The 15,213-nt window shown below is 52.6% G+C and carries 10 protein-coding genes; 2 read left to right on the forward strand and 8 right to left on the reverse strand.

Annotation, left to right across the window (positions count from 1 at the left end; translation table 11 throughout):
* Positions 1-547 precede the first annotated feature (547 nt).
* The 6 genes from ACO08I_RS21115 to ACO08I_RS21140 form a co-directional block, all read right to left on the reverse strand.
* Positions 548-1,177: a fibrobacter succinogenes major paralogous domain-containing protein gene (locus ACO08I_RS21115; protein WP_421946993.1), complete on the reverse strand. Its 630-nt coding sequence runs from the start codon at positions 1,175-1,177 to the stop codon at positions 548-550.
* Positions 1,178-1,419: 242 nt separating this feature from the next.
* Positions 1,420-2,322, reverse strand: coding sequence for a hypothetical protein (locus tag ACO08I_RS21120; protein WP_421946994.1), 903 nt, complete (start codon positions 2,320-2,322; stop codon positions 1,420-1,422).
* Between the two features lie 462 nt (positions 2,323-2,784).
* Positions 2,785-3,501, reverse strand: coding sequence for a LytR/AlgR family response regulator transcription factor (locus ACO08I_RS21125; RefSeq protein ID WP_282782542.1), 717 nt, complete (start codon positions 3,499-3,501; stop codon positions 2,785-2,787).
* Positions 3,467-5,326, reverse strand: coding sequence for a sensor histidine kinase (locus ACO08I_RS21130; RefSeq protein ID WP_421946995.1), 1,860 nt, complete (start codon positions 5,324-5,326; stop codon positions 3,467-3,469). The genes ACO08I_RS21125 and ACO08I_RS21130 overlap by 35 nt, the downstream gene beginning before the upstream one ends.
* Positions 5,327-5,952: 626 nt before the next feature.
* The gene (locus ACO08I_RS21135) at positions 5,953-7,041 is read right to left on the reverse strand and encodes an endonuclease (RefSeq protein ID WP_421946996.1); all 1,089 of its coding nucleotides are present in this window, start codon (positions 7,039-7,041) and stop codon (positions 5,953-5,955) included.
* 31 nt (positions 7,042-7,072) lie between these two features.
* Positions 7,073-7,813 (reverse strand): hypothetical protein, encoded by a 741-nt coding sequence (locus ACO08I_RS21140; RefSeq protein WP_282782548.1) that lies wholly within the window; start codon positions 7,811-7,813, stop codon positions 7,073-7,075.
* A gap of 84 nt (positions 7,814-7,897) precedes the next feature.
* Between ACO08I_RS21140 and ACO08I_RS21145 the strand changes: the two genes are divergently transcribed.
* Entirely contained in the window at positions 7,898-9,868 is a 1,971-nt protein-coding gene (locus tag ACO08I_RS21145) for an ATP-binding protein (protein WP_421946997.1), read from the forward strand.
* The gene (locus ACO08I_RS21150) at positions 9,865-10,515 is read left to right on the forward strand and encodes a response regulator (protein WP_421946998.1); all 651 of its coding nucleotides are present in this window, start codon (positions 9,865-9,867) and stop codon (positions 10,513-10,515) included. The genes ACO08I_RS21145 and ACO08I_RS21150 overlap by 4 nt, the downstream gene beginning before the upstream one ends.
* Positions 10,516-10,556: 41 nt before the next feature.
* On the opposite strand, the gene ACO08I_RS21155 is transcribed toward ACO08I_RS21150, so the two are convergent.
* The gene (locus ACO08I_RS21155; protein WP_421946999.1) at positions 10,557-11,510 is read right to left on the reverse strand and encodes a c-type cytochrome; all 954 of its coding nucleotides are present in this window, start codon (positions 11,508-11,510) and stop codon (positions 10,557-10,559) included.
* Between the two features lie 235 nt (positions 11,511-11,745).
* Positions 11,746-14,703, reverse strand: coding sequence for an aminotransferase class III-fold pyridoxal phosphate-dependent enzyme (locus ACO08I_RS21160; protein ID WP_421947000.1), 2,958 nt, complete (start codon positions 14,701-14,703; stop codon positions 11,746-11,748).
* Between the last annotated feature and the right edge of the window lie 510 nt (positions 14,704-15,213).

The raw sequence follows: 15,213 nt of genomic DNA on the forward strand, positions 1-15,213 counted from the left end.
AAGTATAGCGTTTCTCAAATGGGGATACTGGCTCTGTTATAAAGGGAATGCAGATCAAAAAAGCCTTGGGCTGGGACCACCCACTTTCGTTCTGGATCATGATTGAGCTTGGTAGGGGGGATACAAGTTTCATTCGAAAAGCAACCACTTGTCGTCTCTACCAGACAAGTGAAATACCTGTTACTGGAACCAGGAATGAACTTTCCCAACCAGTTCTGTTGATTAGTCTGAAAGTTTCGAGGGTTGAGTTTTTTAGGCAATATCATTTCAATTAGGGGTTAGGTGCGGAGTTTAATATTGGGTTGTAACTTCTTCAGAAAGATACTTCCGCCTGTTCTTTTCCGATAAAAAAAAGCCTAAAATGTTCTGAATGGTAGCCCTCGTGTTCTGAATGGTAACAATGAGGATGTCTTAATTGGTGTTTGGCACACAGTGTTTTGAGCGTGTCAGGATCAGTGACCAACAAAAAACAGGTTTACCTGGCAGCAGGCAAACCTGTTTTTTTACTTATGGAAGGTGATTTTCATCCGCTTTCGGCGAAGGCTTTTTACTCCTTCAAACACCGCACATAATTCCCCCACTTCTCATTCCCCTCTTCGTATAGCGTAAGCGTGCCATCTGCCTTCAGTTCGACGGTATAGGCAGCGGAGCCATCTTCAGCCATGCCCCACCAGGAAACAGCCTTGCCTTCGAGCGCAGAGCCGCTCGTATCCAGGTGGCCCATCATATCGGCATTGAAGCCGGAGCTGCCGCCGCGCCTGAGCTGTGCACCGGCTTTATCGACACCACCGAGGTGCTGGGCGAGTGCTTCCCACTCTGCTTTGGTCGGGATACGGTAGCCAGCCGGGCAAACCTCGCACTGCAGAATGGCGCTTTGATTGTACAGCGCACCGAACTCCAGCTCGGGCCTGTTCTGGTAGTAAGCAAAGTGAGGGGTCCCGTCTTGAAAGGTGGCGTCTTTTCCCCGCTCGCTGCCGTTGGCAAAGGTCATTTTGGCGCTGCCTTCGCAGGAGGCTTTTTCGGTATTGAGGTTTTCAGCCATCCAAACCTGAGCACCAATCTTTACGGTCTCGTAGGAATGCCCTTCGCTGTCTTTGACCTTCCCGGTCTGGGCGGCTAGGGAAAGGGTGAAAACCAGTACAAGCGCTGTGGTCAAAGTGAAGTGTGATCGTTTCATTGGGAAATGATGTTTGATGTGGTTATAACTAAGGTGAATCGGGCTTTAAAGGTGCCGGGCGTTACCTGGCTCTTATCCAGGCTTTTAACTGATTGGCCGGATTAGATATTGTGATCAGCAACCATTCAGATTGGATTTTCTGACAGGCTGGCTAAAGCTTAAAATGGCCAGCCCGAATCATTACGGACCGGCCACCGGGTTTTAGGTGTTTTCCCTTGTGTGGGGAGAATTGCAGTAAGCTTTTACTTCGGCGTTTCAATATGCGCCAAGGCTACCAATTGCTGATTCCAGTTGCCGAAGGGGAACTTGGCATAAGCTTTGCCATAGCCGCCTGGCCCGTCGTAGTTGGCCGTGGTGCGGGAGGCAAAGTTGCGGGAGTTCCGGCCGTGCATCATGTCGTATTTGACCACGTTGCCGGCGTCGTCTTTTTCTACTTTTGTTACGATGGCGATGTGCATGATCTTACCATTGGTGCCATCGTGGACGAACTTGCCGGGGTTGGTCAGCAGGTCGATGGTGATATTACTGTACTTTTCCTCGGTTCGGCCAAAGAAAACAACGGTGCCTGGCGTGATCAGGTTACGGTCGGCAATGGCATTCTGCACGATGTGAAAGTTGTTGTGGTCATAATACCACTGTGCGATCTGACGGGAATTCCGGTCCTCAGTAAAAGACGGATAATGAAACTTAGTCTTGTCGCCAAGTACCGACATTTTCTTTTGTATCAGGTCTTTGATCTTATGGTAGATGCCGGAGCAGTCCTGTCCCTTACTGCTGATGTACTCCAGCTCTTGGGCCTCCAGGTCTTGAGAAATCAAATCGAGGATAATACCCAGCCTTTCCTCATTGACGGTACGTACCGCCATCTGTCCATCGGATTTGTTGGCGTTGTTGGAGGTGTCGGTAGCGTCCGGCATGTCGGGGGCGGATTCTGTTCCTGCGGTGGCGGCAGAGGTGTCGGTTGGTTCCTCAGCAGCTGTGGTGTCTTCATCAACCGGCTCCGCTTTGGGCTGGGGCGTGACTGCAGCGGCTATGTCATTAGATGCCTCGGCAGCTTTACTGGTTGATCCGCCGCAGGAAGACCATCCAATACTCAATGCGAGTAAAATAAAAAAGGGCAGGGCTGGTTTTTCAGGAAGTGCCATTTGTATCTGTTTTAGATGGAAGAGTTTAATTTTTTTGCTTTTTCTTCATTTGAAAGATAATTTGGTGCGGACTTATGCAGGTAAAAAAAAGCCTAAAATGTTCTGAATGGTAGCTCTCGTGTTCTGAATGGTAGCAATGTGGGGTGGTAAAATTGGGTCTTGGTAAGTTTTGGCTTCAATGTTAAAGGGGGTGCTTTGGTATTGTGATTTTCCTGCCTTCGCCAATCCTGACAGCTGTTGAGGCGGCGGGCAGAGCTCCTTCTATGAAGCTAGCAATCAAAGGCTTTAAAAGACCTTTTTCTCCTGTCAATCCCTTGCCTTGGGGCCTTAGTTACCGTTTGGCGGTAGGACGCGAAATCACCGACCGCTCTTTTTTAGTTTGTTTTGACATACTCTTGTATCTGCTTTTGACGCAGACACAGTTCAGTGCCCACTCCCGATTGAAATTGCGAAATGTAAATATCAGGACTCCTGGTTACGATTTTCAAGGAGGGCAAATACCTCCCGGCGGCGCCCCCGGCTGACAGGGACGGCAGCATCATGGAAAAATAAATTTTCCATATCCCAACTTGTAACCTGCTGAATATTCACAGCATAACTGCGGTGTGTCTGTACGAACTGCCCCTCCGGCAGTTGGTCGATCATCTCTTTAAGGGTGGCCCGTTGCACCACTTCGTCTTCGCCTGCCAAAGCGATTTTGACATAAATATGGTCGGCCCGGAGATAAAGAATATCGTCTACGGGGACCTGAAAATACTGCTTGCCGTTGTAGAGCCGAATGGTGGTTTTCTGCTTTTCCTGCGCACTATGATTGTGGAGGGCAATTTCAATAGTCGTTATCAGGCTTTGGGCCTGCACCGGCTTGGAGAGGTATCCCGATGGGTAGGTCGCTTTTGCCGCGTCCAGGCTTTGCCGGTCCAGCTGAGAGGTCAGGTAAATAAAAGGGACAGCCTTTCGCTGCTCTATTAGCCACCGGGCAACTGCAATTCCGGTCTTGCTGCCATTGAGCCGGATGTCCAGTAGTGCTAAGTCTGGTTCCTGCTTCTGAAAGGCTTCAATAGCTTCCTCGTAGGAAATGGCCTTTCCGGTTACAGTATACCCTTCTTTTAACAAGTGGCGCTCTATAGTATCCGCAATCAGGACTTCATCCTCGACTATTAGTATCCGATATAAACTCATGGCTTAGTTCTCGTTGGTTCTTTTCTTTAAAGAATATCTTATGAACGGCACCATTGTCGTTGTGTGTGGTCAGCTGCCCGTTGAGTTGGCGGACCATACTTTTTAACAGATAGGACCCCAGGCCGCCATCCCGCTCTCCCATAGTACCGATCGGGAAGCCCGGACCGTTGTCCCGGTATTCCAGACAAAACCCATCCGCACAGGGTTGCAAATAAATATGGATTTCTAACTGATGATTAGGGATAGTGCCATATTTCAGGCTGTTGGTCATCAGTTCGTTCATAATAATGCCCAACGGCATCAGCGTTTCAAGATTAAGAGGGGGCGCGTCCATGTCCAGATTGAAAACCGGGGTTTGGCCTTCAGGAGCGATCTGGCTAAAATGCTCGCAGAGCTGTTGGGTATAGGCTGGAAAACTAATGGTTTCCGCCCCCTCTTTGCTGTACAACATCTCATGCACAGCAGCCATACTGTAAATGCGGTTGGACATGGACTCCAGCCGGTCAAGCGTTTTAGGGTCCTGGATTTCTTCTCTTTGGAGGTCTAACAGGCTAATGATGACTTGCAGGTTGTTCTTTACCCGGTGGTGGATTTCCCCCTGCAGCATAATTTGTTTTTCGAGGTTCCTGCCCAGGTCCAGGTTTTTCTGGCCGATAAGTACGGCCTGCTGCCGCATCTTTTTATTGGCGTCGCGGAGTTTGAGGTAGAAAAACAAAAGGATACCGGTAAAGATCAGCGAAAGCAGGGCAATACCAATACCCAACCGGCGCTTTACAGATTCATTTCTCAGCATTTCTGCCTGATCCCTGATTTTCTCCGCCTTTTGCTGATCGTGGAACTCCGCCTCAATGGCTACTACCTGTGCCCGGTTTTCTTCCTCGATGAGTTTCAAACGGCTTTCGAAGGCGAGTAGGAGGTAGTAATGCGCGGAATCATAGCGCTGCATGGCACTCATGATCTCTGATCGGATTTCGTAATAGCTGGAAAGCATCCAGAAGTCGGTAATCCCCTTTTGGGACATTTCATCCTTTGCTTTTCGGTAGGCATCGCTGTATTTCAGCGCCAGGTCCAATTGTTGATGGTCTTTGTATAGTGAGGCCAGGTTGCAGAGCATGGCAGAGTGCCCAATGTAGTTGTTGAGGCTTTTAAAAATATCAGCTGCTTTCAGGTAATGCTGGGCTGAAATCTCGAAGTACTGGTCTTTCAGGAGCATGGCGGTTAGCATATGACCGTTGCCCAGAAATTCAGTTTGCCCAAAATCCGATGCAGTACGAATGACCTCCTTCGCGTAAAACAGGGCGGTTTCAGGCTGCCCGAAAATCCGGTGGTAAGAAGACATCCGGATTGCAAAGCGAGGGTATAGGCTATCCAGCTGCTGGTCTTTGATGGCTATCTGAGCATGCTGAAGGGCCTTGTAGCAATGCTCCGGGCGCTCGTGCTTTTCATGCAGGCGCGCTAAAGACAACTGGGCGTTGGTATAAGCTGCCCATTGCTTCCGGGTTCTGCTGTCAAGGTCTACAGCCAGGAGTTGTTGTATGGCAGCTTCATCCTGATCTGCCTTCTCCAGTGCTTCCGCTCTTTTCAGGCGAACCTGCGTGCCAAAATCAGATTGCAGCTCACCGGAGGCTTCGAGCTCAAGGATAACCTGGTCCAGCAAAACAAGGGCACTATCGAGGTTAAACGCTTCGATTTGTGCCACTGCTTCCTCGTAGCTGATCCCTGGTAAGACCGTCCGAGGGGTTTTAGATGTTGATTCGAAAGGCAAGCCTAGTAGTATCACACTCAATAGCCCCCCTATTCGCAGAAACCTGGAAAAATCGTTCATAGTCAAATGGGTGTGCATAGGTACTGTACAAGGTAGATGCAATAACATTACATTTTCCACAAAAACCGATGTGAAAAAATGTGATTGTGCCTATTTGTCTGGTGTGCAAAGTTCAAGGGGAACAGCTGCTATCCTCCGGCTTAGTCCACTTGCACCGGCAGGCTGCATTTCTGCAATCTGAAGCTCAGGCCTGGCAGCAGGAGTTGAACAGAAGTTTGTGATTTTTAATATGCAGCAGCTGGATAATTAGTACCAATAAAAAGTGAAAATAAGGTGTTCTCAACTAAACAACATGGTGCTTCACAGGGATTATGTCTGATAGTAGGACGTCAATAATGGTCGGTATCGGGAAATAGGTTGGTCGGCTTTGAGACCAGATAGTAGATAGATAGTTCTTAGAGGAGAGTTTCATATAGGATAAGGCAAGATATACTTGCATTAATCTCAATCATTCCTCAACAATACTTAAAGGTAACAAAAAAATGTAAAAAAGAACGGATAACTTTTTTGAGCAGTCAGGAGGGAGGTTTTACCTCTGCACCAATTTAACGAGGCAGAAAAGTTGATCAAATGCCTGCCTGGTCCCCGTGAATTGCTATTAGGGCCGGTCTGCGACGTACAATTACTTAGAAAGTGATGACTTTAAGCGTTTTTACAGCTTTCCTGCTTCCTGCTTCCCATTCCAAACGGCAAAAATACAGACCGGGCATGGCCGGTAGCTCAAGATTAATGTCGTGAGTGCCGGCCGAACAGACGGTGGCAGGAAGGGAGCGCAATTCCTGCCCCTGTGCTCCGAACAGCCTGACGGAAAGCCTGCCTGCTTCAGGTAAGGTGATCTGTAGTTGGGCCTGCCCATGTGCAGGCTGAGGATAGATGCGGGCATCGAGCGTAATGGAAGGTGCTGCATCAGTACTCACCGGAGGCGTACAGGGCGGAATAACGCCCTCGCAGTAGCAACGGTCCGCAACGGTGCAGTCTAATACAAAAGGATTCGCTTTGCCCTCCTGATAAGGGGCAATGGCGTGGGTCCTGTTCCACTCCTTTTCGCTCACCGGGTCGGAATAATGCCATTGGCACAAAGTGACCCGTTGTTGTTCAAAGAAATCCGGATCGGCCGCATTGGCTTCCTGCTGGTAGACTGTATAAAAGTAGAACATCGCCCGGGCCACATCCCCCTTATGGTCGTCGCGGGGCTCAAAGACCTGATCGCCTACGCGGCTGTATAGCGCGATATTATTGCCCGGTGTATTGCTCTGTTGCTGATCGAGATAGTACCAGCTATTGACCTGGTTTGGTGGGATATCGGCAAAAGGGAAATTGCCCCGTGCCGCATTTACCGCTGCACGGGTGGGGAACAAGTGGTGCATATCGGCTTCCGGAGTAGGCGCTTCTGCGCCCTTTGCCCGCGGATAGGTATGCTCGGTGTTAATGCCGGTGCCATTCTCAAAAGCTGCTGTGGTGGGGTCTTCCCCGGGCGGCAAATAAACGGAGTAGCCGGTGTAAACGCAGTAGAGGGTGTCATTTCGGGCGTCTACATTCCGGTACATAGTATCGCGGGCATTGCCATAATCCAGCAGGCCATTGGGGCGGTACTGGTCTTGCAGGGCTTGTATCAGGGCGCCGCCTTCCAGATTGGGAAGGACAGGGTGGTGCAGCTGAGCCTGGCTCAGGGTGGAGCAAAGAGACAGTAAGGCAAGGCATAAATATCGTAGCATAGTTGCAGTTTTCAGTAGGCAAGCAGTCGGGTTATCCAGCCACAAATTTGCAAAAATCCCAGACGACGAGGCGGCTTTCATCCGTATAGTGTAGCCCGGCTTGCAACCTTTTTTGGTGCAGGCCGAGTAAGCCTTCCTCCTTTACCATCAGTTTGTAGAGGGTTTGCGTGACTTTGGCATAGCGCTCCAGGTCGTTGGTTTCGGGCAGTTGGGTGCTGCCCAGTTTTTCCAGCATGCTCCGGAAAGCATCCGCCTCATAGTAAGCATACCGGTCGGGGTACCGAAAAGCCAGATAGAGCGACACCATCTGGTAGTTATCGTCGTGGTAGTGGTTGTTGTCAATGGAGCGCGGGTTGTTGTCCTTGTATTCCTGCAGCAGCATATCGCAGTAGTATACAAAACGGCTGGCGCGCCCCTCCAGGCTCTTCTCCTCATTGAAGAGGTCAATAAACATATGCCGGGTAAAATCGGGCTGCATGCGCATCAGCTCCAGCATCATACGCTTGGGTTCGTAGGCTTCCCGCTTCCACAGGCGTTTGGTGGTGGAGTTTTGGAGGCTTCGGTCGTACATCCCGGGCCAGTCTTCTGTATCCATATCCCAGTTGTCCTGGAATATCTGCTGGGACTCCCAGATCGGCAGTCGCTCGGTTTGGGCCGGGCGGGACTTCAGGTAGCCCTGGTATTGATCAAAGTATTCTTGTATCCGTTTCAGTTGCATAGCAGTAAAATGTGCCGCAAAGATAGGCGAGCCTTTCGGCAAAGTCCAAGCCATGGGCCACCGATTTTGCGCAAGACATGAATCTGCGTAATTTGGAGGGCGTTTTGCCGTTTCGAAGCGCTGCTTAATGGACCGATTATGCGAAACCTTTTCTTTCTGTTTGTCTTGCTCAACCTTTGCTACACAGCCCTGGCGCAGTCTGGCACGGCTGACCTGCAAAAGCAATTGCAAGCGGCAACGGCAGATAGCGTGCGCCTGCAACTCATGCTGGAGTTGTCCAATTACTACCGCCTGCGGCAACCCGACAGTAGCCTGTTATATGCCCGGCAGTCGGAGGCGCTGGCTCAGCAGCTGAAAAACCACAGCGGTGAGATCCGTGCGCTGCTCATCCGCGGTATGCTGGGCCATCGTCAAGGGAGGGAAGCCGCAGCGGTTGCCCTGTTCCATCAGGCCGCCCGTTTGGCTGCTACCAATGGCAAGCGTGCATTACTGGGCTCTGCCCGCCAAAACCTGGCTTTGGTTTATAAACGCACCGGCCGGCAGGATTCCGCCTTTTACTACTTCACCGCTGCTGAGCAGGACTTTACTGAGGGCGGGAATGCGTATGAAAACTGGCATGTTTATTTCGGGCTCAGCGAGCTCTACGAGGGGCAGGGGCAATCCCGGGAAGCCGAGGCGTACCTGGTCAAAGCCCTGCAGGTTACCCAATCCGGTGATAGCCGTATGGATCAGGGGTTTGTGCTTTACCATCTGGCAGAAAAGTACTTTATGACCGACCGGTTTGCTGATTTTGCCAGGGTGCAACAGCAGTGGGAAGCGTTGCAGCAGGACAACCATTCCGCCTCAGAAATCCTGGAGCATCCCGGGCACTACAGCATGGCCCGACTGTTTCTGACCGATGATACCGCCACCCTTGCCCGCATTGACCGTGCCTACGAGCATTATCTGACCGGTGGGAACCTTTTTATGGCAGGTTGGAGCCAGGAAAACCTGGGGCAATATTTTGAGCAAAACCAGCAGCATGCTGCCGCGCTGCAAGCCTACGAAAAGGCACTCCGCCACTACGAAGCCGCAGGGGCTCACCTGCGCCGGGGCATGGTGCAACAGCGGCTGTATCAGCTGTATAAAGCCCGGGGAGAGACAGCGGCTGCCTTAACCGCTTTGGAGCAGTTCCGGCAGCTTTCGGACAGCCTGAATACCGCTGAGGCGGAAGCTCATTTGCGTGAGCTTCAGGTGGCTTACGAGACGGATAAAAAAGAACAGGCCCTTCGCATCCAAAACCTGGAAATCCGGCAGAAAACGCAACAGCGCAACGGGCTCATTGGGCTGGTGGCTTTGCTTGTACTGCTTGGCGTATCCATAGGTTTCGGGTTGGTCTTCCGCCTGCGTACCCAACAGCGGCTGGCGGCACAGTCGGCCCAATTGCAGGAACAGCGCATTCAGCAACTGGAACAACAGCAAAAAATACTCGCTTTCGATGCCATGCTCGATGGGCAGGAACAGGAACGGGCGCGCATTGCTCAGGATCTGCACGATGGGCTGGGCGGCTTGCTCACTTCCGTGAAAGCCCACTTTGGGCAATATGCCAACGGAGTGTTGTCCGATGGGCTAAAAGCCAAAACCCAGGCCCTCATTGATGAATCCTGCGTGGAGGTGCGCCGTATTTCCCATAACCTGATGCCCCGAAGCCTGGCGCTGTACGGGCTTAAAGGGGCCGTGGAGGACCTCGCCGGGCAACTCCGCCAAAGTGGGCTCAGGGTGGACCTGGAAATCCGGGGCAACCTCACCGATATCCCGGAAAGGCAACAGGTGACGCTTTACCGCATGCTGCAGGAAGGCACCAATAACATCCTCCGGCACGCTCACGCGCAGTCTGTCCTGCTCCAGATTCTACTGCATGGCGATCAGCTGACGCTCATTCTGGAAGACGACGGGCGGGGCTTCAAACCTCCCGAATACAGCTCAGCGGAAACACTAGGGCTGAAAGGGCTCCACTCGCGTGCACAGTTTCTGCAGGGCACGCTGGATGTTGACAGCGTACCCCGGGAGGGCACCACCATCACCTTTCAAATGCCGGTTGCCCAACCTTTAAAACCTGCTGTGTTATGAAGGCTCCAATCCGTATACTGATTGTTGATGACCATCAGCTTGTACTCGATGGTTTGCAGCTCATGTTGTCCGATGCTGAAGATATGGCTTGTGTGGCGGTGGCCCGGCACGGCAGGAATGCCCTGGTGCAATTGCAAAAACAGGCAATCGATCTCATCCTGCTCGATATCAATATGCCGGAAATGAACGGGGTGGAGGTCTGCCGGGAAATCCGCAAAACCAATTCCACTGTCCGCATACTGGCGCTCTCTATGCTCCGGGAAGCCAGCCTAATCAAAGAAATGCTGCAGCAGGGGGCTAATGGCTACCTGCTGAAAAATGCCGGTCAGGATGAACTCCTCCTGGCCGTACGTGAGGTAATGGACGGGCGAAATTACCTGAGCACTGATGTGGCTCAATTGCTTTCCGAGAGTAAAGCACAGCCTGCGCCGGCTTCCCCTTTCCCCAGGCTTTCGAGGCGGGAAAAACAGGTGCTGCAGCTCATTGTCGAAGAGTTTACAACCGGTGAGATTGCCGATCAGCTTAGCATCGGCTTCGGTACGGTAGAAACCCACCGCCGCAATCTCCTGACCAAGCTGGGCGCACGGAATACCGCCGGGCTTGTCCGGACGGCACTGGAATATCATTTGCTGGAAGGGAAAAGGTAGCAGGCCCGGGTATTGCACCGGGCCCTTGCGCTCCCGTTTTTTTACTTCACAACTGCTCCCGGCTCAATGGCATTATCAATGACCGGTACCGTTTGCAGGTATGCATACATGGCGTTGACTTCCGCATCGGTCAGGTTGGTGAACAACGGCATCGAATGGTCGAGGTTGCTGCCATCGTGCCGCTTGCCTGTGCGTACGGCCTTTGCAAACAGCTCCGGGCTGTATTTGCCCAAGCCATGGTCCGGGTGTGGGGTCAGGTTGGAGGAAAGGACTTTAGCACTTCCGTCTTTTTTCAGGATGGGGTTGCCGCCCCCAAAATACCCTGCCGAGGCTGTTGGTTCGACCTCGTTGATACCGTCAAAACTGCCGGAGTGGCAATGGTAGCAGGCCAGGTTGTGGGTCAGATAGCGGCCGTGGGCCACCGGGTCGTTAAAGTCCACTGCTGCTACCGTTTCAGGGTAAGGGGTGGGCTTGATCGCTACCTTAGTCAACAGCTTTGCCAGATAATTGGGCTTGCGCTCCGGCCACTGCTTGTCGGAAGGGCGGGTGAGCGGGTTTTCTGATCTCAGGAATGCGATAACGGCATTAAGATCTTCATCGGACAAATGCATATACCGGGGCATGAAGAAAGCCACTTCGCCATTCTTTTTGAGGCCGGTGCGGAGCATCAGTGCCAGTTCCCCATCGGAATACTGCGAGAGTTTAGAATCCGGGTGGAGGGTCAGGTTGGGGGTGTAGACCTCGCCAAAGTCTTTTTCCCGCCAGAGCCCACCTTCCATTTGGTTGGTATTCTTGCCTTTGTGGCAAAGGGCACAGGAGACGTTGACCAGGTGCTCCCCACGTGCCAATTGAGCCGAATCCGCCTTAATGGTGATAGCCGGTACTTCCGCTTCGTGCTTGGGGATAGGGGAGAAGTTGATGTAAGCTGCACCCAGCAGCACAATGACAATCAGGCCCAGAAGGACCATTCCGAGGATTTTCAATGCTTTTTTCATGATATGGTGGTTTAGGTGATCAAATCCAATGCTGAATTTACGCGGCCGCCCAAAGGTGACCCGCAGGTATGCAAGGAAAGCTGCGAAAGTGGAAATGGAAGAGTGTTTGCTTGTAAGCAGGAGTTGCCAATGATTTGGGCAATCGTATCAAGAGGGATTTAAAAGTACTAAAAGCGGGGCGAATTCAGGCTATTGTAGGGTAAAGAATTTTTGTTACAACCTGTAATGAGGCCCTTTACAATTCCTTTAGGATCGTATCCAACCGCTCTGAGAGCTGATCCGCTTCCTTCATCCCGAAAGACAAAGGCGGCTTAATTTTAAGCACGTTATGCTGAGGCCCGTCGGTGCTCATCAGTACGCCCATTGCCCGCATACGGTTGATGATGTATGCTCCTTCCCGGGCTTTAGGCTGCCCGTTTTGCGAAAGCTCCACGCCGAGGAATAGCCCGTGGCCCCGCACCTCAGCGATGATGTCGTGCCGTTGTTGGAGTTGGCGGAGTTGTTCCATCAGGTACTGTCCGGTATGATGTGCCTTTTCCTGTAGGGCTTCTTCCTGAATAACTTGCAGGACCGCCCGCCCCGCTGCACAAGCGACCGGATTGCCCCCGAAGGTGCTGAAAAACTCCATACCGGTATCAAAGGCCTCTGCTACAGCCGGGGTGCAGACCACCGCCCCGATTGGGAACCCATTACCCATAGGTTTGCCCAGCACTACGATATCCGGGACCACGCCCTGCAGCTCAAATGCCCAGAACGCTTCGCCGGCCCTGCCGAAGCCGGTTTGCACTTCATCCATAATGCACAACCCGCCAATGCTGCGGATGGCTTCGAACACGGTTTGAAAATACCCCGGAGGTGGGACCAATTGCCCTCCGCAGCTGAGGATGCTTTCGCTGATGAAGGCGGCGGGGTGGATGTTATGTTGGGAAAGTTCCTCCAGGCGGGCTTTGGCCTGCTCAAGAGGCTGTTCCGATTGGTCAAAAAGCGGCATAAGGTGGGTGCGCGGAGGTTGCCCGCTGCCGCCTTTTCCATTGAATTTGTACGCACTGATATCGATGCAGGCAGCCGTATGCCCGTGGTAGGCACCGTCCATCGCCAGGATATCGTGGCGCCCCGTGGCTGTACGTGCCATGCGCAGCGCCAGTTCGTTGGCCTCACTGCCGGAGGTGACAAAATAGACCACCGAAAGTGGCCCGGGCAGAGTGGCGGTAAGCTCCTCGGCGTAGCGGGCCAGCTCGGTGTGCAGGTAGCGGGTATTGGTGTTAAGGACGGCCGCCTGTTGCTGTACGGCTTCCACCACTTTGGGGTGCTGATGCCCGACGTGGGGCACGTTGTTGACCGTATCCAGGTAGCGCCGCCCATCGGCAGCGTAGAGGTAGTGGCGGAAGGCGCGCACCATGTGCAGGGGCTGTTGGTAGGACAGGCTCAGGTTGGGCCCGATATGGGCCTGCCGTTTCTGTTGGATGGTCTTTCCGTCCCACTGCACTCGTTTGGGCTGTGTACTGCCTTCCGGCAAATTTAGTAGCAATTCCGGGTTGGGGCAAAGGCTGCGCCAGACCGGCCATTCATCGGGAAAGCCAACACCAGGGAAGTCGCCTTGCTTACCCAGCGTATCCAGCAGCACCTGAAAGTGCAGGTGGGGCGGCCAGTTGCCGTTGACTTCCCGCACTCCGTAAGTCGCAATCCGTTGCCCTTTTTGGATGGGCATGCCGACTTCAAGTTGGGCTAAAGATTCCCGGCAGAGGTGGCCGTAGAGGGTATAAAAAGTCAGCCCTTCCCGTGGGGTATGCTCCAGGATGATGGCGGGGCCGTAGTCGCGTTCCGCTGCATTGTCCGCAAAGCTGTGTACCCGTCCATCGAGAGGGGCAAAGACGGGCGTTCCCGCGGCCGCCCACACATCCAGCCCCAGGTGGACGGTACGCCAGCGCGGACCGCTGTTGCCTTCCACCTGATAGGCATCGGTGGTGTAGAAAGGGCGAACCTCCCCGTAGCCGCCCAGCCCAAAGTCGACGCCATCATCTTCCATGATCCGCTGTATGTGGCGCTCGAAGCGGTACTCGTCCTCAAAGTTTCGGTTGTTGCCCAGCTCCAGGCTGCCCACGCCGAGGTCCATCTGCCGCCACTGTTCGGGAATAGGGGAGACTGGGGCGAATTCAGGTTGTTCTTCCCGTATCCAATCCTGAAAGACCGTAGCCTGTGGACAGGGCTCCCATCCGCAAGCGTGGCGGAAGTGGTAATGCAGCAGGTTATATGGGATGCCCTGAAGCCGTTGCAGTAAGGCCCAGGCAGCTTGGTTACTGACTTGCAGGTACGCCCGGTCCGGAGCAGCCTGTTGATTGAGGGTGGAAACGGTTACGCTGATGAGCAGCCTCGCCCAAACCAGGGCGGGCAGGGCGGCCACTTCCGCTTCCTCCAGCGGAAAAGCCTTATGGTACCCACGGATGACCTCTACGGCGGCACCAGCGGGGTCGGGTTGTTCCATCATAGCGTACGCCAGGGCAACGGCCAGCTCATTGATGGTAGCAGTATGTACGGCATCCCCAAAGTCGAACAGCCCAGCGATGCGGTAGTGCCCGTCCCTATCCCGTTCGGTCATCAGGTTGTAGTCATTGGCATCGTTGTAATTGACGGAGTGGCGGAGGTGGGGGAGAGCCGGTGCGGCATATTTCTGAAAATACCCCAGCCCCTGTTCAACGATTGCTCGCTGTGCCGCGTCAAAGCGCTCCAGGTGCTCTGCTACCCAGGGCAGTTGGTTGTTATCCCAGCGCATTTCCCGGTGGGCGGCCGGATGGTCGAAGCCCTGCAATGCCAGGGTAAGCTGCCCCAGTGCACGCCCCAGGCTTTCGCGCAATACAGCATACTTCAGTTTTGCTTTCGCGTAAAGCGTGCCGGGAATCCAGTTAGTCAGGTAGGCGGTGGCGCCATCGGGTAGGGGACAGGTATGCGTTCCCTCGTTGTTGAGGATAGGCTTGGGCGTAGCGTAGGGTAGCCCGGCAGATGCCAGCCGCTGCATCATTTGCAGTTGCAGGTCGACCAGTGCAGGGGATGCATGCGTGATTTTCAGGCAGTAGGTGCCGCCCCCGGTGGACCTGACTTCAAAGGTGGCGTCTTGCTCGCCTTCCAGCTGCCGGGGCTGAGCATGGAGTTGGTAGTGTGCTTCTAGTATTTTGGTGGCATCAGCAAGAGTTGGCATAGGGCGTTACCGTTTGTTCTGGCCCAAAAGTCGGGAGTGTGGGGGAGAAAGCGAACTAAATTGAAATTAAGTTTAGATGAGGATTAGCACCAGGAAGCATTGTTGGTGAAGGCAGTGTGTGGAGTCTAGGAATGAGGCCAGTTTTTTATTGGTCGGTATAGCCCATGGTGTCAAGGAGTATGAAAACAGAAATAACTGCTTCGAAACATTGACTTAAATGTATATTTAAGGTATATTTGTATAATAACGCGAAAACTAAAATTTTATTGCTTAAATACTTCTTTTTTAATCATAGTATTTTTGCATTTGATTTTTAACTCTCTAAATTTCATATTATGAATTTTAAAATTTTATCTTTCTCTCTTTCTCTCTTTCTCTCTTTTGAAAGGGCAGGATTGTAGCGAACTGTTTGTTTCCGAAGTAGTATTTGGTGAATCTAGTTTAACCTTAAACGATCCAAATAATAACTTCGCTCCGATCACTAACTATGCCTTAGAAATTTACAATCCA

This window comes from Phaeodactylibacter xiamenensis (genome assembly GCF_965229835.1).
In the GTDB taxonomy this organism is placed as follows: Bacteria; Bacteroidota; Bacteroidia; order Chitinophagales; family Saprospiraceae; genus Phaeodactylibacter; species Phaeodactylibacter xiamenensis.

Bases quoted from the DNA above. Each gene is read 5' to 3' on its own strand.
- ACO08I_RS21115 (WP_421946993.1), bottom strand. From the start codon at position 1,177: ATGAAACGATCACACTTCACTTTGACCACAGCGCTTGTACTGGTTTTC.
- ACO08I_RS21120 (WP_421946994.1), bottom strand. From the start codon at position 2,322: ATGGCACTTCCTGAAAAACCAGCCCTGCCCTTTTTTATTTTACTCGCA.
- ACO08I_RS21125 (WP_282782542.1), bottom strand. From the start codon at position 3,501: ATGAGTTTATATCGGATACTAATAGTCGAGGATGAAGTCCTGATTGCG.
- ACO08I_RS21130 (WP_421946995.1), bottom strand. From the start codon at position 5,326: ATGAACGATTTTTCCAGGTTTCTGCGAATAGGGGGGCTATTGAGTGTG.
- ACO08I_RS21135 (WP_421946996.1), bottom strand. From the start codon at position 7,041: ATGCTACGATATTTATGCCTTGCCTTACTGTCTCTTTGCTCCACCCTG.
- ACO08I_RS21140 (WP_282782548.1), bottom strand. From the start codon at position 7,813: ATGGCTTGGACTTTGCCGAAAGGCTCGCCTATCTTTGCGGCACATTTT.
- ACO08I_RS21145 (WP_421946997.1), top strand. From the start codon at position 7,898: ATGCGAAACCTTTTCTTTCTGTTTGTCTTGCTCAACCTTTGCTACACA.
- ACO08I_RS21150 (WP_421946998.1), top strand. From the start codon at position 9,865: ATGAAGGCTCCAATCCGTATACTGATTGTTGATGACCATCAGCTTGTA.
- ACO08I_RS21155 (WP_421946999.1), bottom strand. From the start codon at position 11,510: ATGAAAAAAGCATTGAAAATCCTCGGAATGGTCCTTCTGGGCCTGATT.
- ACO08I_RS21160 (WP_421947000.1), bottom strand. From the start codon at position 14,703: ATGCCAACTCTTGCTGATGCCACCAAAATACTAGAAGCACACTACCAA.